Below are 23,853 nucleotides of genomic sequence, written 5' to 3' on the forward strand. Positions count from 1 at the left end.
GTGCCCGGCCGCCGGAACCGTGTGCCCGGCCGGTTCCGGGCGAGCGGAACGTGTGCCCGGCTGCCGGGAGATGTGCCCGGCCGCTGGCGTCTACCGAGCCGTGTAGCCGGTCGCGGCCGTCGACCGGGACGGGTGCCGGGGTGCAACGATCGGTCCCGGCCGGTTCCTACCCGGTCAAGCGGCGGCGGGCCGGACCTTTCGGCCGGCCCGCGCGTCCGTCTCGCACCATTCAGTACATCCCGGCATTGGCCGGACCCGGCCCGGTCGAGGCGGCTGGGCCCACATTGCGTGGTTTGCCCATGTCATCCGCCTCGTCCAACATGCCCTCCCCTTCCAGCAGGGCCCGCACCTCGGATTCCCGAAACCGGCGATGCCCGCCTGGAGTCCGGATGCTGCCTATCCGGCCGGCCGCCGCCCACCGCGTCACAGTCTTCGGGTCCACCCGAAACAGTGCGGCGACCTCACCCGGTGTCAGCAGGCGATCTCCAGTGTCCACAGCCCCCTCCTCGCGTCGACGAAGCCCTCGGCTGAACACACTGCCCCCGGCCGGTGCGAGCCCAGAGCCGTCATGAGGGACGTATGGCAATTACAGCACCAGCGAACTGGCCTGTCCGCCAAACGCGAAAAACGCACGGAGTGGGAAGTTAGTAAATGGTACCGGCGCGGGACTCCCTTGACCGTCGGTCTGCGAACTGTCACCTGCTGTCAAATCCAACGGATGCCGGTCGCCGGACGTTACGCCCCAACGGATAGGCTCACCCTCCGTGGACGCGATCGACCGGAGCCTCGTCGAACTACTGCGCGGTAACGCCCGCCTGTCGTACGCCGAGCTGGCCCGGCAGGTCGGCCTCTCCGCGCCGGCCGTGCACGAGCGGGTCGGCAAGCTGGAGTCCAGCGGCGTCATCCGGGCCTACCGGGCCGAGGTCGAGCCGGAAGCCATCGGCCTCGGGGTGACCGCGTTGATCGGCATCGTCGAGGACTCCGGCGGGGACACCGACGACGTGCTGGAGACGTTCCGGCAGATGCCCGAGATCGAATCCTGCTATTTCATGGCCGGCGTCGAGTCCTTCCTGCTCAAGGCCCGGGTGGGCACCATCGCCGAGCTGGAGCAGCTGATCGTGCGGCTGAGCCGTACCCCCGGGGTGGCCTCCACCCGCACGGGCATCGCGCTGTCGACCAAGTGGGAGAACCGGCCCCAGCCGATCGACCCGCCGGCCTCCTGACCGGCCGGCACGCCACCCACCGGTCCCCCTCCCGCCGGCCGTACGCGCAGCGTGGCCGTCCCCGCCGTCGGCGGCGGATGCCGGGTCGACCCGAACGCGAGCCGACCTCGCTTGTACCGTTGCCGTCGTGACTCATCTGGAGCGGTGCGACGAGGCCAGCCGGGTCTGGGTGACCGAGGCGATCGCCGCGGTGGAGGCCGACGCCAACCGGTCGGCCGACACCCACCTGCTGCCGTTCCCGCTGCCCCGGCAGTGGGGGATCGACCTTTATCTCAAGGACGAGTCGGTGCACCCCACCGGCTCGCTCAAGCACCGGTTGGCCCGATCGCTGTTCCTCTACGGGCTCTGCAACGGCTGGATCGGGCCGGCGACCACGGTGATCGAGGCGTCCTCCGGCTCGACGGCGGTCTCCGAGGCGTACTTCGCCCGGATGCTCGGGCTGCCGTTCGTCGCCGTGATGCCCGCCTCCACCTCACCCGAGAAGATCGCCCAGATCGAGTTCCACGGCGGGCGTTGCCACCTGGTCGACGACCCGGCCAAGGTGGTGGTCGAGGCGCGCTGGCTCGCCGAGGACAGCGGCGGGCACTTCATGGACCAGTTCACCTACGCCGAACGGGCCACCGACTGGCGGGGCAACAACAACATCGCCGAGTCGATCTATGCCCAGCTCTCCCTGGAACGGCACCCGGTGCCCGCCTGGATCGTGGTCGGTGCGGGCACCGGCGGCACCAGCGCCACCATCGGCCGGTACGCCCGCTTCCAGCGGCTGCCCACCAAGCTCTGCGTGGTCGACCCGGAGAACTCGGCGTTCTACCCGGCGTGGCAGGCCGCCGACTGGTCGGTACGCACCGGGCGTGGTTCCCGGATCGAAGGGATCGGTCGACCCACCGTCGAGGCGTCCTTCCTCCCCTCGGTGGTGGACCGGATGACCCAGGTGCCGGACGCCGCCTCACTGGCCGCCATGCGGGCCGGCTCGGCGGTGCTCGGCCGGCGGGTCGGCGGCTCGACCGGCACCAACCTGTGGGGGGCGTTCGGGTTGATCGCCGAGCTGCTCGCGCAGGGTCGGACGGGCTCGGTGGTCACCCTGATCTGCGACGCCGGGGATCGGTACACCGACACCTACTACGATGACGGGTGGGTGGCCGCACAGGGCCTCGACCTGGCCCCGCACCTGGCCACCATCGACCGGTTCCTCACCACCGGCGACTGGCCGACCTGACGGCGTCGCGGTGGCTGGCCGGCAGTGCCACCGTGGACGTGCCGCGCCGCCGGGTAGCGGCCGTAACCCGGCGGGCTCCAGCCACCGTGCGGTCGGCTGCCGACCAGGGCGCGGATCAGCCCAGGTCCGCCCGGTCGGCGAGGCCGGGATAGTGCCGGACCAGCCCCTCGCCGTCCACCTCCAACTCGGTGCGGAAGGTGTCGCTGGTGAAACCCACCCGACCCGGCCCGAGCGCGGTGTAGACCTGCTCGCCGACCACCACCTCCAGGCTCGGCGTCAGCACCCAGGCCACGGTGATCCGGTGTTCGGTGCTCGACGTCGCCCCGGCCAACCCCAGTCTGCGGATCGGTAGGCTGTTGAACAGCGCCGAGCCGGCCAGGTCGACGTCGACGGCGTCGTGCAGCCGGTCGGTGTCCTCGATGCCGGGTAGGCCGGCCGGTGGCTGCCCGGCCGCCCGCAGCACCGCGTCCAGGTCGCCCTGCTCGCCGGTCGTCACCCGCCAGCCGTCCGTCCCGCGTTCCAGGCGTACGGTCCGCGACCAACCGGCCCCCTCGGCCTCCACGGCGAGCGAGTCCGTGCCCCCGTCCGCGCCGGTCACCAGCCGGTAGCGGCAGGTGTGGGGGACCGGGTCGACGGCCAGTTGGGTGCCGTGCGCGGCGAACCGGGGGCCGTCGTCGAGGACGGCGTACTCGGCCCCGGCAGTGTCCGTCCGGCTCCAGAACAGTGATCGCGCCATGGTCCGGACGTTACGCCAGCCGGACGCAGCCGGCAGCGCATGCGCGAACGCCGCCCCGGAGCGCGGGCTCCGGGGCGGCGTCGGACAGCACGGATCAGTGGGTACGCGCCGGGGGCCTACCGCCGAAGCCCTGCCGGTCGTCACGCGGCCGGTCGTCGCGGACCCGGCCCTCGGTGCGGAACCCGCCCCGACGGTCGGTGGCACGCGGCTCACCGGCACCGAACCGGCGCTCCCCGGAACGCTGCTCGCCCCGGGTGTCCCGGTCGCCGAAACGCTGCTCGCCCCGGTCACCGAAACGCCTGTCGCTGCGGTCGCCGTAACCCCGGTCGGCCGGTGCGCGATCCCCGTAACTCCGGTCGCCGGTGGGCCGGTCGCCGTAGCCGCGTTCGCCGGTGGGTCGGGCGCTGTAACTCCGGTCGCCGGTGGGGCGGGTGCCGTAGCCCCGGTCGCCGCCGTAGCCGCGCTCGCCGCTGGGCCGGGCGCTGTAACCCCGGTCGCCGGTGGGCCGGTCGCCGTAGCCGCGTTCGCCGGTCGGCCGGGCGCCGTAGCCCTGGTCGCCGCCGTGACCCCGGCTGTCGCGACTGCCGGAGTAGCCCCGGCTGTCACGGTTGCCGCCGTAGCTGCGGGAGTCCCGGTCGCCGAAGCGGCGCGGGCGGTCACCGTGCCGGCGGGGCTCGGGCTCCTCGCGGACCACGACGGGGACGCCGCTCGGCTCACGGGCCCCGGTCAGCTCGGTCAGCACCGCGTCACCGACCCGGACCCGGGTCTCCGCCGGGGACACGCCGGCCTTCTCCATCATCGCCAGCGTGGTCCGCCGCTGCTTGGGCAGCACCAGCGTGGCCACCGCGCCCGACTCGCCGGCCCGAGCGGTACGACCCGCCCGGTGCAGGTAGTCCTTCGGGTCCTTCGGCGGGTCGATGTGCAGCACCAGGGAGACGCCGTCGACGTGGATGCCCCGGGCCGCCACGTCGGTGGCGACCAGCACGTCCATCCGCCCCTCCTTGAACTCGGCGAGGGTCTTGGTACGCATCCGCTGGGTCTTGCCGCCGTGCAACCCACCGGCCCGTACGCCGACCGCGCCGAGCTGCTCCACCAGCCGGTCGACCCCGAGCTGGGTACGGGCGAAGAGCATGGTCCGGCCGGGGCGGGCCGCGATCGACGCCGCCACGGCGAACTTGTCGTGCGGCGGGATCAGCAGCAGGTGGTGGTCCATGGTGGACACCGACGCGGTCGACGGGGCGGTGGAGTGGGTCACCGGGTCGGTCATGAACCGCCTGACCAGGGTGTCGACGTCACCGTCCAGGGTGGCCGAGAAGAGCAGCCGCTGGGCGTTCGCCGGGGTCTTAGCGAGCAACTCGGTGACCTCGGGGAGGAAGCCCATGTCGGCCATCTGGTCGGCCTCGTCCAGCACGGTCACCTCGACGTCGTCCAGGACGCAGACGCCCCGGTTGATCAGGTCGCCGAGCCGGCCGGGGGTGGCCACGACGATCTCGACACCCCGGCGCAGCGCGTCGACCTGCCGGTCGTACGGGACGCCGCCGACGGCGGTCTTGAGGAAGATCCCGACGGCCTTGCCGAGCGGCAGCAGCGCGTCGTTGACCTGCATCGCCAGCTCGCGGGTGGGGACCAGGACCAGGGCGCGCGGGTGCAGCGGCCGGGCCCGGTTGCGTTCGGCCAGCCGGGCGATGATCGGCAGGCCGAAGGCGAGGGTCTTGCCGGAGCCGGTCTGGCCCCGACCGAGCACGTCCCGGCCGGCGAGGGCGTCGGGCAGGGTGGCCCGCTGGATCTCGAACGGGGTGGTGATGCCCTGCCGGGCGAGGGTGTCGACCAGCTGCCGGGGCAGTCCCAGGTCGGCGAAGCCCACGACGGGGGCGGCCGGAGCGGGTTCGTTGCCGGTGGCGTCACCGGTCGGCAGGTCGTGGGCGGACGGAATGGTGCCGGAGTCAACAGAGGTGGTCAAGAAAGGCCTTTCGAGCGGGGCGCATCTTCGCGATGGCCCGCCGCAGCATGAGGTACGCCGCCGAATCGCCCGCAAGATCGCCCAGGGGCACGCCACGCGCGCCAGGTCAGTGATCCCGACCAGTGTACGGCGATCCGGCGGTGCCGCCAGTGAACCCCGAGCCGGTAGTGGGCGGACTCACCCCGATCCGGTGGGCCTTATCCGCCCGACGGATACGCCCACCAGCACCTGCGTGCCGCCCCGGTCGGCCCGGCCTCACTCGGACAGCATGTTGCCGACCAGCCCGTCCATCACGTCGTTGGCGAGCAGGACGACCAGCACGCTGATCGCGACCAGCAGCCCGAGCGAAGCGGCGAGCACGATCACCACCCGGGTGGTCCGGGATCGCGGGGCCGGCGTGTCGGACCACCCCTGGGCCAGGATGTGCCCGGTCAGCGAGCCGGAGTTCTCCACCGGGTTGGCTGCCGGGAACGCGATCGTGGAGTGCCCCGGGCCGTCGGTGCCGCCGTAGCCGATGCTCGCCAGGTCCGGACCGCCCCGGTACGAGGTGCCGGTGGCGGGGCGGGTCACGCCGTCGGTCGTCCCGACCGGGGCGGGGGCGAAGCGGGGTGGTTCGGGCGGTGCGGGTGCCGGCACCACCGGCAGCGCCGACGTCGCCCCGTCAGCGGCCGGGTCGGGCACGACCGGGGCCCGGAACGTCGGGGTGGTCGCGCCGACGGCACCCGAGCCGGTGCTCGCCACCGGTGCCGGGGGCGCGGACGCCGGTGGGGTGAAGGTGGGTGGGGGCGGAGATGCGGGTGGGGTGACGGCAGCGGCCGGCGGGAGCGGGGGCGCGGACACGGACGGCGGCGCCGAGGTGGGCGCGGTGAAGGCGACGGGTGCCGGGGCTGACGGTGTCGCGGCGGGCGGGCTGGCGGTGCCGGTGGCGGGCGGGTTGGCGGTTCCGGCGGGGGGCGGGCCGGCGGCGGTGCGGACGACCGCGGAGGCGCTGGCCCGGACGGTCGGGGTCGCGCGGCCGGGCATGGCCGGTGGCGGCGGGAACGGGGGTGCCGGCATCGGGCCGGGCGGTGCCGGCGACGGCGGCACCACCGGACCCGGGGGCGGCACCGGCGGCCCCGGTACGGGTGGGACCGGACCGGGCGGGACCGGGGTGGGACCCGGCGGAGGGCCGGGCAGCGGCGGGACCGGCGCGGGGAACGGGCCGGGCGCGGGCGGCTCGGGGGTGGGGGCCGGCGACGGCTCGGGAACGGGCGACGGCCGTGGGGCCGGCGACGGCTCGGGGGCGGGCTCCGGGTCCGGGGTCGGCGGGGTGGGCGGCTGGACCGGGGTCGGTGGGGTGGAGGGCTGCCCCGGGGTCGGCGGGGCGGGCGGCTGGGCCGGGGTCGGGGGCTGCGCCGGCTCGGGCGGCTCCGGGCTGACCGGTGCCGACCGGTACACCCCGGGGGCCGCGTCACCCGGCCGGGTCCCCGCGCCCGCTGCCGCGCCTTCGGCCTCGGCGGCGGAGATGCGACTCAGCCCGGGGACCGAAACGCTGGCCCGGGCCGTCCCGCCGTCCGATCCGCCGCGTTGTCCGGGAACACCGCCCGGAGTGGCCGGGCCGACCGGGCCCGAACCGCCGGGAGCCGGGTCACCCGGTTCGGGTGTTCGCGAGGCGGGGACGGTGGACGGGCCGGCGGCGGTGGGGCTGCCCGCCCGGTAGGTGGTCGCGGTGGCCACCCCGGAGGGCAGTTCGTCACCCTCGGGCGGCACGGTCATGGTGTGCACGCTGGCCGTGGCGCGGGCCGACCCGTCGGCGGCCGGACCAGGCCGGGCCGGGGTGTCGGCGGCCGGACCAGGCCGGGCCGGGGTGTCGGCGGTTCCGGTGGGCCGGCCGGAGACCTCGGTGGGTCGGCCTGGGGTGTCGGAGGTCGCGGCACCGGACCGGTCGGGGGCGTCGGCGGATACGACGGGTCGGTCCGGGCTGCCGGTGGCCGGGTCGGGCACGGATCCCTGGTCGACGTGTCGCACCGGAACCTCTTGCTCAGCCATGATCGCCCTCCGCGCACCCTCGCACCCGTGCCCTGTGAACGGCGACCGGATGTGCCTCGTGTCACCGTGCCACATCTCGCCCCGTCGGCACAGTCGGAGTGCCGAGGGTGGTCGCAACGGTGGCGGTCGGTCAGCTCCCGGTGCTCGCCGAGGCGGTCGCCGAGGTGGAGGTAGACGCCGACCGGCTGCTCTCCGGGGCGCCGGTGCTGCCGGCCGTGGTCGGGTTGGTGCTGCTGTCCGGCGTGCCGGTGCCGGAGACGCTCGGCGTCGGGTCGGGGCTCTTGCTCGGGGTGGGCGTGGGCTTCGGCGTCGGTGGCTTCGTCGGTGCGGTGGTCGCCGTCGGCCGGGGCGTGGGCGTGGTCGGCTTCGGCGACGCGGTGGTGGGCTTCGGGGAGGGCGTGGTGGGCTTCGGCGACGCGGTGGTGGGCTTCGGCGTCGGGGACGGCGTCGGGACCTGGGTGATCGGGGAGCCGGGGGTGTTCACCGCGCCGACGACCCGGGTGGCGGCGTAGAGACCGGACCACCGGACCTGGGAGATCTTGACCACGTCGCCGCTGCGTGGCGCCTGCACCATCCGCCCCCCGCCGATGTACATGGCGACGTGGTGGATGGTCGTCCAGCTGCTGCCCGAAGCGAAGAAGAGCAGGTCGCCGGGGAGCAGGGCCGCCTGGGAGACCGTCCGGCTCCGCGTGGCGTAGTACTGGTCGCGGGCGACCCGGGGCAGGTCGTAGTAGCCGGCGGACCGGTAGGCGGCCCACATCAGCCCCGAGCAGTCGAAGCGGTCCGGGCCTTCGGCCGCCCACAGGTAGGGGTCGCCGAGCTGCGCGAGCGCGTACCGCACGGCGGCGAGCGCCTGCGGGCTGGCGTTCAGCCCGGTGCTGCTCTGCCCCTCGACGTACGCCGCACCCAGCTTCTGCTCGGCGGCCTCCTGCTGCTTTTCCAGCGCGATGAGCTGGGCCTGGTTGTCCGCACGCAGCTTGGCGATCTTGGCGTCGTTGTCGCGCAGCGCCTTCTGCACCGCGGCGAACTGTTCCTCCGCCCGCCGGACCCGGTCGGTGGCGGCGGTGACCGCCTGGGCGGCGACCTGCTCGGCCGTCCGGGCCCGGGACAGTTCGCCGGCCGCCGCGGTGGTCTCGTCGTCGGCCTGCTGCCCCCGGGAGACCCGCTGCAGGACGCTCAGTCCGTGCAGGTCGCGGGCCAGTTCACCGGGCGGCAGGGCGGCGGCGGCCTTGAAGGCGTTCGCGGCGACGGCGTTGGCCTGCTGCTCCGCCACGGTCAGCGCACCCCGGGCCCGGGTCAGCTCACCCTGGACGCCGGTGAGCTGGACCCGTGCGTCGTCGCGTTGCTTCTGCAACTGCAGGAGCTGGTCGGCGAGCTGACCGTTCTGCGCGGTCAGGGTGTCGATCTGGGACAGCAGCGGGCTGGTCGGTAGCCCGCCGACCGGCAGGGTCGGGTAGCTGGGCTGGCCCGGGAGCGGGTAGCCGGGCGTCGCCGCGCCGGGCAGCTGCAACCCGCCGGTGACCACCGGCCGGGAACCGGTGTCCGGGACGGTGTTGGGCAGCGGCGGCTCGGCATAGGCCGGGGTGGCCAGGACCATCGCGGCGACCGCGCCGAGCAGCGCCGACCAGAGCGCCGGCCGCAGCACCGGGGAGATCACCGGGACCCTGCGTCGTCGCTGTCGTCGCCCGTGCCCGCTGTCGACCATTCCGCTCCCTGTGCCGGGTGATGGTGCCGCCGCGTGAGGTGGGGCGCGACGACCCGGGACGCCGGGGTGTGCGCCGCGTCCCATCCTGTCTTACCGCACCGGGACAACGATGTCGATGCGTGAGCAGCTTGGAGAACCCTGGGAGTGCGGGTGAGGTAGGTCGCTGGCGGTGCCCGTCCTGCCGACCTGTCGCTCGTCCGACGTAGGCTCGATCCGACCGCAGGTGGAAGGGACGTGGCTTTTCGATGGACGCCGGACTCAAGCGTGAGCTCGAAGCGAAGGTGTACGCGGGGGAGCGACTGACCCGCTCGGACGGGATCGCCCTCTATGAGAGCGACGACCTGACCTGGTTGGGCCGGCTGGCCCACCACCGGCGTACGGAGTTGAACGGCGAACGGGTGATGTTCAACGTCAACCGGCACCTCAACCTGACGAACGTCTGTTCCGCCTCGTGTGCGTACTGCTCGTTCCAGCGCAAGCCGGGCGAGAAGGACGCGTACACGATGCGTATCGAGGAGGCGGTCCGCAAGGCCAAGGAGATGGAGGACGAGCAGCTCACCGAGTTGCACATCGTCAACGGCCTGCACCCCACGTTGCCCTGGCGCTACTACCCGAAGGTGCTGCGGGAGCTGAAGGCGGCGCTGCCCAACGTCAAGCTCAAGTGTTTCACCGCGACCGAGGTGCAGTGGTTCGAGAAGATCAGTGGCCTGTCGGCCGACGAGATCCTCGACGAGCTGATGGACGCCGGCCTGGAGTCGTTGACCGGCGGCGGCGCGGAGATCTTCGACTGGGAGGTCCGCCAGCACATCGTCGACCACGCCTGCCACTGGGAGGACTGGTCCCGGATCCACGCGTTGGCCCACGCCAAGGGCATGAAGACCCCGGCGACGATGCTCTACGGCCACATCGAGGAGCCCCGGCACCGGGTCGACCACGTGCTGCGGTTGCGTGAGTTGCAGGACGAGACCGGCGGGTTCGCGGTCTTCATCCCGCTGCGCTACCAGCACGACTTCGTCGACTCGGCGGACGGCAAGATCCGTAACCGGATCCAGGCGCGCACCACGATGGCCTCGCCGGCCGAGTCGCTCAAGACGTTCGCGGTGTCCCGGTTGTTGTTCGACAACGTCCCGCACGTGAAGAACTTCTGGGTGATGCACGGCCTGTCGGTGGCCCAGCTCTCGCTCAACTTCGGCGTGGACGACCTGGACGGCTCGGTCGTCGAATACAAGATCACCCACGACGCCGACTCGTACGGCACCCCGAACACCATGCACCGTGACGACCTGCTGCACCTGATCTGGGACGCCGGCTTCCAGCCGGTCGAGCGGGACACCCGCTACAACGTGGTCCGCGAGTACGACCGGGCACCCGCGTTGGCGTCCCGGCGTGCCGAGCCGCAGCAGGTCTGGGCCTGACCCGGCCGTATGCTCGTCACACCATGACCGGACAGCAGCCGACCGCGCAGCAGCGCAGCGGGTTTCCCCGCCGCGACACCGAGGGACGCATCCTCACCCTGGGTGACCTGCTCGGGGTGAGCCTGGCCGGTTGGGTGATCGGCGTGCTGGCGCTGGTGCTCTTCGACTGGGCGTTCGCCGTGGCCGGCGCGGGCGACTTCGGCCGTACCAACGGCTGGCTCGCGGTGATCCTGCCGGTCTGGCTGTTCTGGGACGAATTCCGGGCCTGGGACTTCGGTGCGGCCCGGGTGGTGGCGGCCCTGGCCGCCGCGGTGGTCGCGGTGGTCGCCGGGCTGCTGGTGGCGGGCCTGGCCGCCGGGCTCGCGCCGCTGTTCACCGGCGGGTTGGCCGCGCTCGCGTTCACCGTCGGGTACGCGGTGCTCTGGTTCCAGGGCGTGCACTGGCTGGCCCGACGGACGGGCTGAACCACCGGCGTCGGAGCCCCCGGCGCAGAGTGCAAGGAGTGGGGAAGACGTGAGCGCGAGGAGTGAGCCGGTGTTGCGAGCCCCGCAGTCGCGAACTGGGGTGGCCTGGTGAGTGCGAGGAGTGAGCCGGTGTTGCGAGCCCCGCAGTCGCGAACTGAGGTAGCCTGGTGAGTGCGAGGAGTGAGCCGGTGTTGCGAGCCCCGCAGTCGCGAACTGAGGTAGCCCGGTGAGCGCGGCGGTGAAGTACACGCTGGCCCGGATCGGGCTGTTCCTGGTGGTCGTGGCGGCGTTGTGGCCGGTCGGGATGAACCTCTTCCTGAAGCTGATGGTGGCGTTGATCTTTTCCGCCGCCGCGTCGTTCTTCCTGCTTCGGGGCTGGCGGGACCAGATGGCCGAGGAGGTGGCCGCCGCCGCCGAGCGGCGACGCGCGGAGAAGGAGCGGCTCCGCTCCGCCTTGGCCGGCGACGACCAACCCGTCGAGGGCGACCAACCCCGCTGACCCCCGCGCGTTCGCCCGAACCGCGTTCGCCCGAACCGCGTCCGCCCGAACCGCGTCCGCCGGAACAGGCCGCGCCGGGCGCTCGCTGGTGGCCCGATCGGCGGCGATCCACTCCAGATCGGCCCCGTGGCGGTGTCGCGGCGTGGTGATACCGCTACTTCGACCGTCCGGAGTGGATCATGCCGGTCGGGGAGGGGATCACCAGTTGGTCGAGCCCGGGACCACCGGCCATGGGCGGTCGATCGGCTTGATCAGGTACGCGATGCCGCCCGACCCACCGGCCACCGTGCCGTTCGCCCGGTAGCGCTTGGTGCGTAGCCAGATCTGCTCGAACTGGTCGCGTCGGTAGACGTTGCGGACCTCGGCGTTGGACGCCGACGCCGGGTCGTTGACGATCACGTCGCCGTCGGCGGTGAAGCCGACGATCACGAAGAGGTGCCCGGAGGTGCCGTAGTTCGACCCGTCCAGCTCGGTGTCGAGGAAGGACTGCGAGGTGACCACGGGGATGCCGGCCCGGATGAAGCGTTCCGCCTCGTCGAGGGAGTGCAGTCGGGTGACCCGGGCCTCGATGCCGGGGAAGCTGGCCGCGTACGCGGTGTTGAACGGCCAGTTGCCCGCGCCTTCGTACTCGTTGTCCCAGGTCATCCGGGCGGCGTGGACGACCTGCGGGTCGGGGTGGTCGGGGTCGATCCAGGACAGGTCGGCCGCCGACGGCAGCTTGCCGTAGTGCTCCAGCACCATCGTGGTGGACGTCGGGCTGCACCAGACCTGACCGCCGCCGCCCCATTCGGGGTAGCTGCCCCGGTGGATCATCTGGGAGCGGGCCGGCACGGGCAGTTCGGTGCCCCAGGCGATGTGGCCCCGGCTCGGGGTGACGGTGAACCGGTCCGGCACGTGCGAACTCATCGCACCGAGCATCCGGACCCGGGGCGCGGCGGCCTGACCGGGTGCGCGGTAGAGGGTGAGCCGCAGTTGGTACGACCGCAGCAGCACCCCGGCGGCGGCGTCGTCGATGGCGAAGGTGTCGGTCCACACGCTGGACCAGGGGTCGCCCTGACCGTCCAGGGTGGCGCGGGCGATGTCGCGGTCACCGGAGGCCCAGCGGGCCATGACGTACCACGGGGTGTGGTCGCCGGTGGTGTAGGTGCCCTGGAGTTCGACCTGGAGCCAGGTGCCGGCCGGGGTGTCGGCGTTCCAGGAGGCGACGAGTTCGGTGGCGTCGAAGCCGATCGTGGTGGGTGGCGAGGTCCAGGTGGCGTACTCCCAGGTGCGGGTGGTGCCGGTGTGCGGGTCGGTGAACTCGGTGGTGCCGGCCGGGCGGCCGATGGTGAGGCCGGCGCGGTGTCCGGGTGCGGCGTACGTGCCCCGGTGGGTGCCGGCCCGCCAGTCGGGGTGCCGGGACCACTCCTGGAAGGTGATCTGCTCGTCGTGTCCGCCCGGGGGCGGGCGGTCCCCGGCGGGTGGGGGCGTCCCGGTGGGTGACGGGCCGGCGGCGTGGACGGGTGCGGTGCTGGCGAGCAGGGTGAGGGTGGCGACGCCGACCAGGGCGACCGCGCGCAGGGCTCTGCTGGACATGGCAACTCCGCGGGGTGGGGAATCGTTGTCGTTCACTGTCCCGCCCGGCAGGAAGTTTCGCCAGGGCTTGCAGGTGAGAAAGTCATTGCCGATGTGACGATCCGGTCGGGATGGTTGGAGACAGTCACGGATATTGATATGACCATGTGACTCCTGGTGAAGTGGGCACACAACGGGATCTCCCGTACCCCGAGGAGGATGTTCATGGCCTTCCGCACCTCCCCCTTCCGGCGTCGCCTGGCGCTCGCCGTCGTCGCCGGCCTCGGCCTGACCGCCGTCGCCACCGGGCCGGTCTCTGCGCGCCCGGCCCCGGAGCCCGAGCCCGCCGCCGCCGCCGAATACCGGGTGCTCGGCCCGCGTACCCTCGCCGACCGCAACGCCGTCGCCCGCACCGGCGCGGCGATCGACTCCGCTGAACACGGCGTGCTGTACGTCTCGGCGACCCGGTCCGAGGCAGCCGCGATCACCCGGCTCGGTTTCCGGCTGGAGCGGGAGGCCGCGCCGGCTCCCGCCGAGGGGGCCAGTGCCCTCGCCTTCCCCCCGGCCGACTCGAACTACCACGACTACGCCGAGCTGACCACAGTGGTCAACCAGGTGGTCGCCGACCACCCGGCCATCGCCCGCAAGATCAGCATCGGCAAGTCGTACGAGGGCCGCGACCTGATGGCGGTGAAGATCTCCGACAACGTCGGCACCGACGAGGCCGAACCGGAGATCCTGTTCAACTCCCAGCAGCACGCCCGCGAGCACCTGACCGTCGAGATGGCGATCTACCTGCTCAACCTGTTCACCGACAGCTACGGCACCGACTCGCGGATCACCAGCATCGTCAACTCCCGGGAGATCTGGATCGTCCCCACCGTCAACCCGGACGGCAGCGAGTACGACATCGCCACCGGCTCCTACCGGTCCTGGCGCAAGAACCGGCAGCCCAACAGCGGCGCGGCGGCGGTCGGCACCGACCTGAACCGCAACTGGGGCTACAACTGGGGCTGCTGCGGCGGCTCGTCCGGTGCGCCGTCGTCGAGCACCTACCGGGGGCCGTCCGCCTTCTCCGCGCCGGAGACCAAGGCACTGCGGGACTTCGTCAACAGCCGGGTCGTCGGCGGGGTGCAGCAGATCAAGGCCAACATCGACTGGCACACCTACTCGCAGCTGGTGCTCTGGCCGTTCGGCTACACCACGGCCAACACCCCCAGCGGGATGACCGCCGACCAGTACAACACCTTCGCCACCCTCGGGCAGCGGATGGCGGCCACCAACGGCTACACCCCCGAGCAGTCCAGCGACCTCTACATCACCGACGGCGACAGCCTCGACTGGATGTGGGCGACCCACAAGATCTGGGCGTACACCTTCGAGATGTACCCCGGGTCGTCCGGAGCCGGTGGCGGCTTCTACCCGCCCGACGAGGTGATCCCCGCCCAGACCTCCCGCAACAAGGAGGCGGTGCTGCTCCTGTCGGAGTACGCCGACTGCCCCTACCGGGTCATCAACAAGCAGAGCACCTACTGCTGACCCACCGGACGTCACTCCGGGTGGGGTCCCGTAAGCCCCCGACGGGACCCCACCCACCCCCACCGACCAGACGATCTTCGCTGGTCGTGCGCTACCGTGGCACCCGATCGACCCGCAGCGAAGCCGGTGCGAAACCGGCGCTGTCCCGCAACTGAGATGCCCCACCGTGGTTCCCGGCCCCGCCGGTGACCCGCCCCGGCGCCCGGCCCCGAGTGGCCGGCGTCGTCGTGTGTGGGGACGAGCCAGGTCGCCTGCGGTCGGTCGCGACACGCGCTCTCGAGGAAGGGCGCCTCGCGGACGGGCACGCCAGCGGCCCTGTCGGCGAAGCACCACGCTCCTCGACCGACAGGAGGACCGATGTCCCGACGTACCCCCCGGTTGTTCGCCGCGACCCTCGCGGTGGCGGCCCTCGCCCTCGGCGCGTGCGCCGAGAAGACCTCCGACGACACCCCCGCCGCCGGCAGCAGCTCCGCCGCCGCCTTCCCGGCCACCGTCGGTAACCTCACGCTGGACAAGCGGCCCGAGAAGATCGTCTCGCTGTCGCCCACCGCGACCGAGATGCTCTTCGCCATCGGGGCCGGCTCGCAGGTCACCGCCGTCGACGACCAGTCGAACCACCCGGCCGACGCGCCCAAGAGCGAGCTGTCCGGTTTCCAGCCCAACGCCGAGGCGATCGCCGGCAAGAACCCCGACCTGGTGGTGCTCGCCAACGACACCAACAAGATCGTCGCCCAGCTCACCGCGCTGAAGGTCCCGGTGCTGCTCACCCCGGCGGCGGCCACCCTCGACGACACCTACCGGCAGCTCACCGACCTGGGCACGCTCACCGGCCACCCGACCGAGGCGGCCGACGTGACCACCCGGATGAAGGACGAGATCGGCAAGCTCACCAAGGACCTGCCGCAGCGGTCCACGAAGCTGACCTACTACCACGAGCTGGGGCCGGAGCTGTACAGCGCGACCAGCAAGACCTTCATCGGCTCGATCTACGCGCTGGCCGGGCTGCAGAACATCGCCGACGCCTCCGACGCCGACGGCAAGAACGGCGGCTACCCGCAGCTCTCCCAGGAGGTCATCGTCAAGGCGAACCCCGACTTCGTCTTCCTGGCCGACGTGAAGTGCTGCCAGCAGAGCGCCGACACGGTCAAGGCCCGCAGCGGCTGGGCCGGCATCACCGCCGTCAAGAACAACCAGGTCGTCGCGCTCGACGACGACGTCGCCTCCCGCTGGGGGCCGCGCGTGGTCGACCTGCTCCGGTCGATCGTCGACGCCACCGCCAAGGTGCCCGCGTGACGGTCCACCCCCGGTGACCGTGCGCCCCACCGGCCCCGGACCGGCCGGGACGCCCGACGCGTCCCGGCCGTCCGGCCTGCCCGACCCCGGCCCGGCCGCCGTTCCCCCGGCGGGCTCCGAGCCGGCGGGGTCCCGCCCGGCCGTGCCCGCCCCGGCTCGACGGCCCGGCGTCGGGTGGGTCCGCACCCCGAAGGTCGCCGCCGGTACGCCCCGACCGGCCGGGCTGCGTAAGCGTTGGCTCGCCGCCGGGGTGCTCGCCGTGCTGGTGGCCCTGGTCGCCGGGGTGTCCCTCGGCCCGGTGGGCCTGCCCCCCGGCAGCGTCGCCGCCGAACTGCTCAACCTGCTGCCCGGGGTACGCCTCGACAGCGGGCTGACCGAACGCGAGATCGCCATCGTCACCGAGCTGCGGCTGCCCCGGGTGGTGCTCGGCCTGCTCGTCGGCGGTCTGCTCGCCCTGGCCGGCGGCTGCTACCAGGGGGTGTTCCGCAACCCGTTGGCCGACCCGTACCTGCTGGGGGTGGCGGCCGGCGCGGGGCTCGCGGTGACCGCCGTGATCACGCTGGGCGGTGTCGGGGCGGGCGGGTCGCTGACCGGGATGCCCGTCACGATCCCGCTCGCCGCGTTCGTCGGCTCGCTCGGGGCGGTCGCCCTGACGTACCTGCTCGGGGCGGCCGGCGGGCGGGACCGGTCACCGGCCACCCTGATCCTGGCCGGGGTGGCGGTGTCGGCGTTCCTCTCCGCCGGGCAGACGTACCTGCTGCAACGGCACTCCGACAGCATCCAGATGGTCTACTCCTGGCTGCTCGGGCGGCTGGGCACCGCCGGTTGGGGCGACGTCCGGCTGATCCTGCCGTACTTCGTGCTGACCGCCGTGGTGGTGCTGCTGCACCGGCGGGAACTCGACGTGCTCTCCGTCGGCGACGACGAGGCGGCCAGCCTCGGCCTGCACCCGCAGCGGTCCCGCTACCTGCTGATCGCCGCCGCCTCGCTCGGCACCGCCGCCGCCGTCTCCGCGTCCGGCCTGATCGGCTTCGTGGGGATCATCGTGCCGCACACCGTACGGCTGCTGGCCGGGTCGAGCTACCGGGTGATCCTGCCGCTGTCGATGCTCTTCGGCGGGGCGTTCCTGGCGCTGACCGACGTGGTCGCCCGGACCGCCGCCGCCCCCGCCGAGATCCCCATCGGCGTGGTGACCGCCCTGCTCGGCGGCCCGTTCTTCGTCCTGGTCCTGCGCACCGCCCGCCGGGTGTTCCCGTGAGCGCGAGGAGTGAGCCGGTGTTGCGAGCCCCGCAGCCGCGAACAGAGGTGGTCCCGTGAGCGCGAGGAGTGAGCCGGTGTTGCGAGCCCCGCAGCCGCGAACAGAGGTGGTCCCGTGAGCGCGAGGAGTGAGCCGGGTTTGCGAGCCCCGCAGTCGCGAACAGAGGTGTTCCCGTGAGCGCGAGGAGTGAGCCGGTGTTGCGAGCCCCGCAGCCGCGAACGAAAGGCGGTCCCGTGACCGTGCCGGCGGTGCAGGTGCGGGGGCTGCACGTGCGGCTCGGTGGGGAGGTGATCCTGGCCGGCGTCGACCTGACGGTCGCCGCGGGTGAGTGGGTCACCGTGATCGGACCGAACGGTGCCGGCAAGTCGACCCTGCTGCGGGCCGTCGGCGGCCTGCTGCCCGCCCCGGGCGCGGTCTCGCTGTTCGGTACGCCGTCCGGCGCGCTGCGTCGCCGGGACCGGGCCCGGGTGGTGGCGACGGTGGCGCAGTCCCCGGTGGTGCCGGCGGGCATGTCGGTGTTCGACTACGTCCTGCTGGGGCGGACCCCGTACATCGCGCCGTTGGGTCGGGAGTCGGCGGCGGACCTGGCCGCCGTGCACGACGTGTTGGACCGGTTGGATCTGACCGGGTTCCAGCGGCGGGAGCTGTCGACCCTCTCCGGTGGGGAGCGGCAGCGGGTCTTCCTGGCCCGGGCGCTCGCCCAGGGCGCCACCCTGCTGTTGCTGGACGAGCCGACCAGCGCGTTGGACATCGGCCACCAGCAGGAGGTGTTGGAGCTGGTCGACCAGTTGCGCCGGGCGCACGGCCTGACCGTGCTGGCCACCATGCACGACCTCTCCGTCGCCGGTGAGTACGCCGACCGGATGGTGCTGCTCGCCGACGGCGGGGTCGTCGCGGCGGGCCCACCCGAGCAGGTGCTCACCGAGGAGTTGCTGTCCCACCACTACCGGGCCCGGGTCCGGGTCATCCCCGGCGACCACGGCCCGCTGGTGGTCCCCACCCGCCCCGAGCCCCGGCGAACCTGAGGGTCGACGGTGCCGGGCCGCGCGGTCGACGGTGCCGGCGGGCGTCCGGATGCCGTCGGGCGGCTGGTCAGGGGGTATCGGCGGCGGGGCGAAGTAGGGAGAAGTAGGCGCCCTGGGGGTCGCGGAGGGCGGCACGGCGGCCCAGCAGGGTGTCCCGGGGTGGGGTGACGATGGTGCCGCCGAGGGTGGTGGCGCGGGCGGCGGTCGCGTCCACGTCGGCCACCGCGAAGAACACCGACCAGTACGCCGGCCGCGCGCCACCGTCGTCGGTCGTCGGCAGCATCCCGGCCACGATCCGCGCCCCGCACCGCCAGCCGGTGTAGCCGGGCCCGCCGGCGGGTTGCTCCTCGGGGTGCCAGCCGAAGACCAGTTCGTAGAAGACCTTCGCGCCCTCGGGGTCGGGGCTGACCAGTTCGTTCCAGCACATCGCCCCGGGGGCGTCGAGCAACTCCGCGCCGGGCATCCGCATCGGCTGCCAGACGCTGAACACCGCGCCGGCCGGGTCGGCGAAGACCGCCATCCGCCCCGCGTCGAGGACGTCGAACGGGGCGACCAGCACCTGCCCGCCGGCCGCGTCGACCCGGGTGGTGACCAGGTCGGTGTCGTCGGTTGCCACGTACGTCGACCAGACCGGCAGCTGGTCCGGGTCGGCCGGTGGGCCGGCGCCCGCCACCGCCCGGCCGTCGCGGCGGAAGGTGGTGTAGCCGGCCGGCCCGGGTTCCGGTGTGATCCGGCCGGTCCAGCCGAACAGTTCCGGGTAGAACCGCCGGGCGGCGTCCAGGTCGGGGGTCGCCAGGTCGGTCCAGCAGGGCGTGCCCGCGGCGACGGTGCGCACGTCGGCCCCTCTCGGCTGCGGGGGCGTGCCGGCGCGACGCCCTGCCGGCATCGTGGCACCGGTCGCCGGTCACCGGGCCGAACCGGCGAAAGGTCAACTGAACCGGCGACCCTCGTCGCGCCGGTACGCCCAGCCGGAGAGGGCGGCGAGCAGCACGATCCAGACCCCGAGCATGGCCAGGGCGAGCGGGTCGGGCCGCCAGTCGCCGACCGCCGCCCACATCAGTTCGACCGCCCCCCGGGTGGGCAGGAACGGCGCGACCACCTGGATGAAGCCGGGCGCGTCGCCCGGGGCGGAGAGCAGACCGCCGCCGAAGGCCAGCGGGAAGAAGATGACCTGTGCGACGACGATCGCCGCCTTGCTCGGCAGCGAGTAGCCGATGGCGAGACCGAGCAGGGTGAACGGCACCGACACGACCGCGACGGTGACCGCGCCGAGCAGCAGCCCGACCGGGGTGACCCGGGCGGCCGTGGCGACCGCCGCGATGATCACGACGGGCAGCATCGACAGGTAGGTCAGCACCAGCCCGGCCAGGATCCGCCCGGCCAGGCGGGGTCCGGGCCCCGCCGGCAGGGTCCGGGTGTACGGGTTCCACGGCTGGTCGCGGTCCTCGGCGACGCCGATGCCGTACTGGAAGATGTTGGCGCTCATCACCGCGAAGGTGACCATCGCGGCGGTGGCGTAGGTGGCGCCGGTCGGGTCGTCCCCGGCGAACGGGACGACGAAGAAGAGCATCGCGGCGGCGGGGAAGAAGGCGCTGCCCACCACGGCGACGGGGACGCGGATGATCTCAAGGAGCTGGTAGCGGGCGTGGACCAGGGTGAGCGGCACGGCGTCGACTCCTCAGGCGGTGGGTCGGCCGCCGACGGCGGCGCTGGTGGCGGTGCCGGTCCCGGCCGGGTCGGCGGTGGTCCGGGTCGGGTCGGCGGTGGTCCCGGCGGCGGTGATGGTGAGGAACGCCTCCTCCAACGAGGTGGGGCGGACCTCCAGGTCACGGAACGCCACCCCGGCGGTGACCAGGTCGCGGACCAGTTGGTCGGCGTCGGTGGTGAGCAGGTGGGTACGCCCGTCGGTGTGCTCGGTGGCGACCACGCCGGGCAGCGCGGGCAGGTCGTCGGCGGCCAGGCTGACCCGGCGGACACCGACGATGTCCCGGATCGCGCCGACGGTGTCGTCGGCAAGCACCCGGCCCTGCCCGAGCACCACGACCCGCTGCGCCAACGCCTCCACCTCTTCGAGGTAGTGGCTGCTCAGCAGCACCGTCCCGCCGTCGGCGTGGAACGACCGGATGGCCTCCCACAGGGTGTGCCGGGCCTCGACGTCGAGCCCGGTGGTGGGTTCGTCGAGGACGACCAGCCGGGGCCGGCCGACGAAGGCCAGCGCGACGGCGAGCCGTCGCCGTTGCCCCCCGGAGAGCCCGCCGGTCTGTCGTTTCGCCTGGTCGGTGAGGCCGAACCGGTCGAGCAGTTCGCCCCGGGGTACCGGGTCGGGGAAGTGCGCGGCGACGAAGTCGACCACCTCGCCGACCCGGAGGGTGCCGGGCAGGCCGGTCTCCTGCGGGGTGACGCCGAGTTGCCGCCGGGAGGCCGGCTGGCGGGGGTCGCCGCCGAAGAGTTCGACCCGGCCGGCGCTGGGCCGGCGTAGCCCGACCAGCATGTTGATCAGGGTGCTCTTGCCGGCGCCGTTCGGCCCGAGCAGGCCGACGAGTTCTCCGGCGGAGACGGTCAGGTCGACCCGGTCGAGGGCGAGGACGTCGCCGTACCGGCGGGTGGCCTGGTCGGCGTGGGCGAGGATCATCGGGTCTCCCTGGGGTCGGGCGGGTCGAGCAGGGCGCGGATGTTCTCGGTGTATTCCTCGAAGGCCCGCCGCCCGCGCCGGCTGAGCCGGACCAGGGTGGTCGGGGTGCGTCCGCGGTGGGTCTTGTCGATCTCGACGTAGCCGGCGTCCTCCAGCTTGCGCAGGTGGACGGAGAGGTTGCCGGCGGTCATCGTGAGTAGTTCCTGGAGGCGGGGGAAGGTGATCCGGTCGCCGTCGGCCAGGGTGGCGAGGGTGACCACCACCCGCAGGCGGGCCTGGGCGTGGATGACCGGGTCGAGTTCGGTCATCCGTGCCGCCGCCGGGCGAGCGCGCCGGCCACCAGCAGTCCACCGCCACCGGCCACCGAGACCACCAGCGCGTGCCAGCCGGGGCCGGCGATGACGCCGACGATGTTGACGGCGGTGAGCCAGACGCCGAGGCGGAACAGGGTGCGGTCGAGCCAGATCGCCCCGCCGGCCATGTGCAGGGCGCCGGTCAGCCCCACCGACAGCGCCGACCAGAGCAGCCCGGCGAGATCGGGCGGCAGGCTGTCGGTGACCCGGCCGATCACCACGGACAGGCTGAAGAACCCGAGGCCCCAGGCCGTGCCGTACCACCTGCCGCGCTGCGCGGACTCGCCCGCGACGTGCCGGTAGGCGCGGGCGCTGCCCACTCCGAAGACCACCGCGGCGGCGGCGAGCAGCACGAACAGCAGGGTCAGCGGCAGCCAGGCCGGCATGTCGACGAGGGTGCGCCCGTCGGGGGAGAACCGCAGGAAGTAGACCCCGAAGCCGATCAGCCAGGCGAATCCCCAGGGCCAGTAGTGCACCCGGGGGTCGGGTTCGAGCCGTTGGACCGTGCTGGCCTGCTGCTCGCGGATCAGCCGCATCGCCTCGGCGGCGTCGAGCGGGGCGGCTTCGTCATCGGGGGTCATGCAAACTACTTTAAAACACAAAGTCGAGGGGTGGTGGGCCGGGTCGCCCACCGGACAGCGGCTGTTCCACCCGGCGCGGTGGCGGCACCACCGGCGGCACGGCGGAGGATGCCCGGCCGGGCGGCCCGCCGCCGACGCCGGTCGGGGTCGGCTACCGGCCGTGGTCGGCTCCGCCGGTCGGGGTCAGGGCGTCGGTGGTTCGGCGAGCGGGCCGGGCAGCGGAGCGGTGTGCAGCACCGACAGCCCGGACACGGCCCGGGTCAGCGCCACATAGAGGCGGTGCAGGCCGCGCGGCTCGGCGGCCACGATCGCGGCCGGCTCCACGACCACCACGTGGTCGTACTCCAGGCCCTTGACCAGGGTCGCGGGGACCACGGTGACCCGCGCCGAGGCCGTCGGGTCGTCGGCGGTCGCGGTCGGCACCCCGGCGGCGGCGAGGGCCGCCCGCAGCCCGTCCACCGCGTCGTCGGCGGCGATCACCCCGACCGAGCCGTCGTGCCCGAGCGCCGCGCGCACCTCGGTCACCGTCGCCGCCGCCAGATCGGCCACGGTACGCACGTCGAGCGCCCCGTCACGCCGCAACGACACCGCCGGGGGTACGTCGACCGCCAACTCCGGCAGCAGCCGGTTGGCGAACGCGACCACCACGGCGGGCACCCGGAAACCCACGGTCAGCGGCACCACCACCGCGTCCGGCTTGCCCAGGTGGGCCAGGGAGTCGCGCCAGTCGGTGGCGGCCCACGGCGCGGTGCCCTGGGCCAGGTCGCCGAGCAGGGTGATCGAGCCGTGCTCACTGCGTCGGGCGATGGCCCGGCACTGCATCGGGGAGAGGTCCTGCGCCTCGTCGACCACCACGTGCCCGAACCCGGCGGCCCGTTCGATCAGCCCGGCCGCCTCGTCGATCAGCACCGTGTCGGCGGCGGTCCACCGGGTCGCCTTCGGCGTCCGGCCCAGCTTCGTGCCGTGCAACAGGGCCTGCTCGGCGGGGGTGAGCAGGCCGTCGGCGGCGGCGGCCAGCAGGCCCGGATCGGCGAGCAGGGAGTGCACCAGCCCCTCCGGGGTCAGCGCCGGCCACGCCGCGTCGAGGAAGGCGGTCACCGGTCGGGACTTCCCCATCCGGCGCAGCCAGGCGTCCCCCGGCGACTCGGCCCGGCGGGCCTCGGCCTGGCGTTGCAGCAACCCCACCACCCGGGCCCGGACCCGCTCCCGCCCGGTGTCGTACGGCAGGCCCTCCCGGCGGGTCTCCTCGATCACCCGGTGCAGCGGGTCCAGGCCGATCCGCCAGCGGAACGACCCGTCCGACACCATGATCGGTTCGGTGGGGGCGGTGATCCGGGCGGCTGCGGCGCGGCGGAGCACCTCGGCCATCCGGGGGTCGTGCTTGAGGGCGGCCACCGCCGGGTCGTCGACCGCCCGGACGGGCACCCGGGCGACCAGGTCCTCCACGGTGGCCTGGGCCACCTCGACCTCGCCGAGGGCGGGCAGCACCGCCGCGATGTACGACAGGAACGCCCGGTTCGGGCCGACGATCAGCACCCCGGCGCGGCGCAGCCGCTCCCGGTGCAGATAGAGCAGGTATGCCGCCCGGTGCAGCCCGACCGCCGTCTTGCCGGTGCCCGGGGCGCCCTGCACGCAGATCGAGTCGGCCAGGTCCGCCCGGACCAGCTCGTCCTGTTCGGGCTGGATGGTGGCGACGATGTCGCGCATCGGCCCGACCCGGGGGCGTTCGATCTCGGCGGTGAGGATGCGGCTGGTGGTGCCCAGCTCCTCGCCCCGGTCCAGATGCTCGTCCTCGAAGCTGGTCAGCGCCCCGGCACTGAACCCGAACCGCCGTCGTACCGCGACGCCCTGCGGGTCGCGGGCGCTGGCCCGGTAGAACGAGCGGGACACCGGGGCCCGCCAGTCCAGCACCAGCGGCTCGCCCCGCTCGTCGGTGACGTGCCGCCGGCCGACGTGGTAGCCCCGGCCGGCGTGCTCGGGGTCGGTGGGGCCGAAGTCCAGCCGGCCGAAGAACAACGCGGTGGTCGGGTCGTCGGCCAGTTCGGCGACCCGCCGGGCCAGGTGCCGGCCGAGCTGCTCGGCGGTGTACGCGTCCCCGGCGACCTTGTCACCGGTGGCGAAGAGCGACTGGGCGCGTTCCCGCATCCGGCGGAGGGCCTGCCGGGAGGTTTCCAGGTGGGCCTGCTCGGCGCTGAGTTCCGTTTCGAGGCGGGTGGGTTCGGGGTGGGTCCTGCCGCGTTCGTCGGTTGCGGGCACGGTGATCCTCTTGGCGGTCTCGATCGGCTCGCCCGCGTATCCAGGACAGGTCCTTGGCGCGTGGGGACGTCCGCTGCGGTGGCTACCTCACCACGGCCGTCGAGCGGTCAATC

Annotated in this window: 20 protein-coding genes and 1 pseudogene; 9 read left to right on the forward strand and 12 right to left on the reverse strand. The window is 73.4% G+C overall.

The annotated features are described in order from the left end of the window. Positions 1–229 precede the first annotated feature (229 nt). The gene (locus AB0B63_RS22055) at positions 230–496 is read right to left on the reverse strand and encodes a BldC family transcriptional regulator (protein WP_084261470.1); all 267 of its coding nucleotides are present in this window, start codon (positions 494–496) and stop codon (positions 230–232) included. A 268-nt stretch (positions 497–764) separates the two neighbouring features. Here AB0B63_RS22055 and AB0B63_RS22060 point away from each other — a divergent pair, with 268 nt between their 5' ends. Beyond that, positions 765–1,223: an Lrp/AsnC family transcriptional regulator gene (locus AB0B63_RS22060; protein ID WP_208565476.1), complete on the forward strand. Its 459-nt coding sequence runs from the start codon at positions 765–767 to the stop codon at positions 1,221–1,223. A 127-nt stretch (positions 1,224–1,350) separates the two neighbouring features. Beyond that, complete coding sequence (locus AB0B63_RS22065; RefSeq protein WP_208565477.1) at positions 1,351–2,442, forward strand: PLP-dependent cysteine synthase family protein; 1,092 nt, start codon at positions 1,351–1,353, stop codon at positions 2,440–2,442. A 115-nt stretch (positions 2,443–2,557) separates the two neighbouring features. Here AB0B63_RS22065 and AB0B63_RS22070 read toward each other — a convergent pair whose 3' ends face one another. From AB0B63_RS22070 to AB0B63_RS22085, 4 genes are all read right to left on the reverse strand, one after another. Continuing rightward, entirely contained in the window at positions 2,558–3,178 is a 621-nt protein-coding gene (locus tag AB0B63_RS22070) for a putative glycolipid-binding domain-containing protein (RefSeq protein WP_208565478.1), read from the reverse strand. Positions 3,179–3,272: 94 nt separating this feature from the next. Then, on the reverse strand, positions 3,273–5,093 hold the full coding sequence (locus AB0B63_RS22075) for a DEAD/DEAH box helicase (protein WP_357021748.1): 1,821 nt from the start codon (positions 5,091–5,093) through the stop codon (positions 3,273–3,275). 300 nt (positions 5,094–5,393) lie between these two features. Further along, a complete protein-coding gene (locus AB0B63_RS22080; protein ID WP_357021620.1) occupies positions 5,394–7,166 on the reverse strand; it encodes a hypothetical protein in 1,773 nt (590 codons plus the stop codon). Between the two features lie 130 nt (positions 7,167–7,296). Further along, positions 7,297–8,871 (reverse strand): C40 family peptidase, encoded by a 1,575-nt coding sequence (locus AB0B63_RS22085; protein WP_357021623.1) that lies wholly within the window; start codon positions 8,869–8,871, stop codon positions 7,297–7,299. A 245-nt stretch (positions 8,872–9,116) separates the two neighbouring features. On the opposite strand from AB0B63_RS22085, the gene mqnE reads away from it, so the two are divergent. The 3 genes from mqnE to AB0B63_RS22100 all read left to right on the forward strand — a co-directional run bounded on the left by mqnE (position 9,117) and on the right by AB0B63_RS22100 (position 11,249). Then, entirely contained in the window at positions 9,117–10,286 is a 1,170-nt protein-coding gene (mqnE, locus tag AB0B63_RS22090) for an aminofutalosine synthase MqnE (RefSeq protein WP_219465818.1), read from the forward strand. A gap of 23 nt (positions 10,287–10,309) precedes the next feature. After that, on the forward strand, positions 10,310–10,750 hold the full coding sequence (locus tag AB0B63_RS22095; RefSeq protein WP_357021626.1) for a hypothetical protein: 441 nt from the start codon (positions 10,310–10,312) through the stop codon (positions 10,748–10,750). Positions 10,751–10,976: 226 nt separating this feature from the next. After that, the gene (locus AB0B63_RS22100; protein WP_357021629.1) at positions 10,977–11,249 is read left to right on the forward strand and encodes a DUF4229 domain-containing protein; all 273 of its coding nucleotides are present in this window, start codon (positions 10,977–10,979) and stop codon (positions 11,247–11,249) included. Between the two features lie 198 nt (positions 11,250–11,447). Here AB0B63_RS22100 and AB0B63_RS22105 read toward each other — a convergent pair whose 3' ends face one another. Beyond that, positions 11,448–12,824: a C39 family peptidase gene (locus AB0B63_RS22105; protein ID WP_357021632.1), complete on the reverse strand. Its 1,377-nt coding sequence runs from the start codon at positions 12,822–12,824 to the stop codon at positions 11,448–11,450. A 204-nt stretch (positions 12,825–13,028) separates the two neighbouring features. Here AB0B63_RS22105 and AB0B63_RS22110 point away from each other — a divergent pair. From AB0B63_RS22110 to AB0B63_RS22125, 4 genes and pseudogenes are all read left to right on the forward strand, one after another. After that, positions 13,029–14,327 (forward strand): annotated as a pseudogene (locus tag AB0B63_RS22110) (M14 family metallopeptidase); the annotation flags it as partial. A gap of 372 nt (positions 14,328–14,699) precedes the next feature. Continuing rightward, positions 14,700–15,635, forward strand: coding sequence for an ABC transporter substrate-binding protein (locus AB0B63_RS22115; protein ID WP_357021635.1), 936 nt, complete (start codon positions 14,700–14,702; stop codon positions 15,633–15,635). Between the two features lie 223 nt (positions 15,636–15,858). After that, positions 15,859–16,893, forward strand: coding sequence for an iron ABC transporter permease (locus tag AB0B63_RS22120; protein ID WP_357021751.1), 1,035 nt, complete (start codon positions 15,859–15,861; stop codon positions 16,891–16,893). Between the two features lie 233 nt (positions 16,894–17,126). After that, complete coding sequence (locus AB0B63_RS22125; protein WP_357021638.1) at positions 17,127–17,918, forward strand: ABC transporter ATP-binding protein; 792 nt, start codon at positions 17,127–17,129, stop codon at positions 17,916–17,918. Positions 17,919–17,985: 67 nt separating this feature from the next. Here the strand turns inward: AB0B63_RS22125 and AB0B63_RS22130 are convergent, their stop codons facing one another. The 6 genes from AB0B63_RS22130 to AB0B63_RS22155 form a co-directional block, all read right to left on the reverse strand. Next, positions 17,986–18,753, reverse strand: coding sequence for a VOC family protein (locus AB0B63_RS22130; protein WP_357021641.1), 768 nt, complete (start codon positions 18,751–18,753; stop codon positions 17,986–17,988). Positions 18,754–18,846: 93 nt separating this feature from the next. Further along, positions 18,847–19,584 carry an ABC transporter permease gene (locus AB0B63_RS22135; RefSeq protein ID WP_219465826.1) on the reverse strand — a complete coding sequence of 246 codons (738 nt, stop codon included), beginning with the start codon at positions 19,582–19,584 and terminating at the stop codon, positions 18,847–18,849. Positions 19,585–19,596: 12 nt separating this feature from the next. Further along, positions 19,597–20,550 (reverse strand): ABC transporter ATP-binding protein, encoded by a 954-nt coding sequence (locus AB0B63_RS22140; RefSeq protein ID WP_357021644.1) that lies wholly within the window; start codon positions 20,548–20,550, stop codon positions 19,597–19,599. Beyond that, a complete protein-coding gene (locus AB0B63_RS22145) occupies positions 20,547–20,858 on the reverse strand; it encodes a transcriptional regulator (RefSeq protein ID WP_357021647.1) in 312 nt (103 codons plus the stop codon). Before AB0B63_RS22145 ends, AB0B63_RS22140 begins: the two co-directional genes overlap by 4 nt. Further along, complete coding sequence (locus AB0B63_RS22150; RefSeq protein WP_208565493.1) at positions 20,855–21,484, reverse strand: transporter; 630 nt, start codon at positions 21,482–21,484, stop codon at positions 20,855–20,857. Before AB0B63_RS22150 ends, AB0B63_RS22145 begins: the two co-directional genes overlap by 4 nt. Positions 21,485–21,667: 183 nt before the next feature. Then, the gene (locus tag AB0B63_RS22155; protein ID WP_208565494.1) at positions 21,668–23,740 is read right to left on the reverse strand and encodes an AAA family ATPase; all 2,073 of its coding nucleotides are present in this window, start codon (positions 23,738–23,740) and stop codon (positions 21,668–21,670) included. Between the last annotated feature and the right edge of the window lie 113 nt (positions 23,741–23,853).

The organism is Micromonospora sp. NPDC049081 (genome assembly GCF_040648835.1).
Lineage (GTDB): Bacteria > Actinomycetota > Actinomycetes > Mycobacteriales > Micromonosporaceae > Micromonospora > Micromonospora antibiotica.